2 protein-coding genes are annotated in these 2,567 nt (G+C 26.0%); one reads left to right on the top strand and one right to left on the bottom strand.

Translation table 11 applies throughout. The features are described from left to right. Positions 1–1,008: 1,008 nt before the first annotated feature. A complete protein-coding gene (locus tag HMPREF3270_RS00055) occupies positions 1,009–1,536 on the top strand; it encodes a hypothetical protein (protein WP_060804194.1) in 528 nt (175 codons plus the stop codon). 407 nt (positions 1,537–1,943) lie between these two features. Here HMPREF3270_RS00055 and HMPREF3270_RS00060 read toward each other — a convergent pair whose 3' ends face one another. Further along, the gene (locus HMPREF3270_RS00060) at positions 1,944–2,075 is read right to left on the bottom strand and encodes a beta-class phenol-soluble modulin (protein WP_070848062.1); all 132 of its coding nucleotides are present in this window, start codon (positions 2,073–2,075) and stop codon (positions 1,944–1,946) included. Positions 2,076–2,567: the final 492 nt, after the last annotated feature.

Consider the following 2,567-nt stretch of genomic DNA (forward strand, 5'->3'; position numbering starts at 1 on the left):
CCTCGGGTAAGATTAACCACTTTCCACTCATGCCGAGCGCACACAAAAAACCTCAAGCATATGTATTCAGATACTTGAGGTAAATCAAGAAACTTTAACACAATAGTTTGCTTTTGTGTTAAAAATGTTGAGTTAAAATCGAAAACAGTAATTATTATGTTTCTATCGATAATCATACCAAACTCAAATAGTATTTTTAAACATTAAATCTATTTGTTCCTCGTATTTATTCTTGTTTGTAAAAATTCACTTCCATTTATAACCACATAACTTTCGTTTCACCCATCAATCAATTATCATTAACAGAATTTTTTGTTTGATTAAATATTAACAAAAAAGAGTTCAAAGCTTTCCTTCTGAAAATAAAAAATGCACTGAATTTCCCAAAAGTATTCTAACGATTCTATCGAAGTAATGAACACCAGTATAAAAATCTTAAAAAGAATAACATAATTATTTATGAGAATTTGACAATTTTAGAGCTATACTTTCGACTAACTTTAAAATTACAACTTACTAAACTTATCATAGTTAGAAGGTTTCTAAATTAAGTAGCGTACATAAGAATAAAACAATCATAAGTCTTTAGATATTTTGTAAGGATTTAAACAAAGTAATGAGTACAATTTAAGTCGAATTATGTATCAATTAAATTCAAAAAGCTTACTATTTGTGTTTCAATGTTACCTTTAACCTTTAATCCATGTTATGGTAGAATAATGATATAATTACCCACTATATATAAAGTAGCTATGATTTTTACAATTAGTAATATAAGTGATTATTCCTACCAAAACTGAAATCGGAAATCCATTTAGATATTCAGGTTGCTTTTTATTTGATTTTCTTCTCATCTCAATACATAGTAATACAAATGTTAACTATCATATAAATAAGAGTTCGAAAATTCGGAGTATTTATTATAAAAAAATGAAGATGAGCGATTTTTAAAATCGATCAATAAAAACCAAAAAATAAAATTATTCTATACTGTGGAGAGAGATAAAGATGGATAGAGACTACTTCATTTTCAAAGAAATAATAAATGGCGAAGACTATAAAAAAGTTAAGGCCAATCAAAAATATATATTGGCATTGATGTATTCATTTATGAATGTTCATGACAAATTATCAATAAACCAAAATCAGATTATTCATTTAGCTAATATAAGTCGAGAAACTTTTAGACAAAGTAAACGGATACTAAAAAAGCATAAACTTATTGAATATACTTATTATTCTAAAGTACATCTAAACATACCAGTAAATCAGGAGAAAGTATCCATTCATAACGCTTTAATAAATGGACAATACAGTCATTTAAGTAATGGAGCGAAGCTCTTCTATAGTTATTTTTTCAATGAACAAAACAACTTAAATGAAAACTATATAAAATACACACTAACTGGAATAATGAATGAGTTTGGCGGTACTTATAATACAATAGAAAACATTTGTCAGGAACTAATACAGGAAAAGTTATTAGTTAAAAAGAAAGATGGCGTTTCATATGTTTACCACTTCAAAGAAATCTAAAAAATTATAAAACGTATATACCCTACAATCATTCGAGTAAAAATAATTATAAGTATAGGTAAATTATTAAGTATTTACGTAATGTAATAACTTTTTTAGGAAGTAAATTTTTCTAAAAAATAGTTGTGATATTTGTAGTTGTAATAGTATATTTTATTTTTTGAATCGTTCAAAAAGTCACTTAATTGTATTTTATTGCTGTAAACAAGCGAAAGAATAAATAAGTGATCATGATATATTAATTTATAAAAGAAGTTCCCACTATGTTTAAACTTAATGGGCTACTGTTCCTCTTCACTATTGTAAGAGATGAAGAAGTACTTTTAGTTATCTTTTAGAGAATCTAAACATAAAGAATTAAAACAGCTTCAATAATTAAATTATTGAAGCTGTTTTAATTCTTTATGTTAACCAATGAAACCAGAAATAACATCAATACCTTGAGCTAATGCTTTAGCAATATTAGTACCCATAGTTACCCAATCTTGGTTTAGGCCTGATTGAATTGCTTGACCAATAGTATCTACAATACCTGCCATAAAAATTCCCCTCCTTACATATCAATTATTCAATTTTAAGTTAAGCTAAAACAACAATGAGTTTCATGATAAATCAGTGATATTATCAATCACCGGTATTAGTCTCATGTTCTTTTGCTATCACTATCTAAATTATACAAGATTCTTTTGATTTATAGTTTAAAACTTCTCAAGTGATTGTTTAAAATTCCTAAACGTTTATTTTATCTTTATATTAGACAAAATTGTATGCTTAAGTGTACAAAAATAACTTTCTGAATCATGTGTAAAACCTTTTTTGATAAACATCTTAAGATAAAACAAAAATAGTATGTAATAGAAAGCTGAGAGTAAAGACACTGAAATCTATTTAGAAATAATACGGTGTAAATTTAAAAAGACAAAACATAATGTATTAATAATAACTATGATAAACGAAAAATTACTAACTACATTAATATGCTAAAAGTCTTGCATATGTGTTGCGAGAACGAGACATAAACCTTCGACACC

Origin of the sequence: Staphylococcus sp. HMSC65H10, from assembly GCF_001839185.1 — a bacterium.
Lineage (GTDB): Bacteria > Bacillota > Bacilli > Staphylococcales > Staphylococcaceae > Staphylococcus > Staphylococcus simulans.

Bases quoted from the DNA above. Each gene is read 5' to 3' on its own strand.
- HMPREF3270_RS00060 (WP_070848062.1), bottom strand. From the start codon at position 2,075: ATGGCAGGTATTGTAGATACTATTGGTCAAGCAATTCAATCAGGCCTA.
- HMPREF3270_RS00055 (WP_060804194.1), top strand. From the start codon at position 1,009: ATGGATAGAGACTACTTCATTTTCAAAGAAATAATAAATGGCGAAGAC.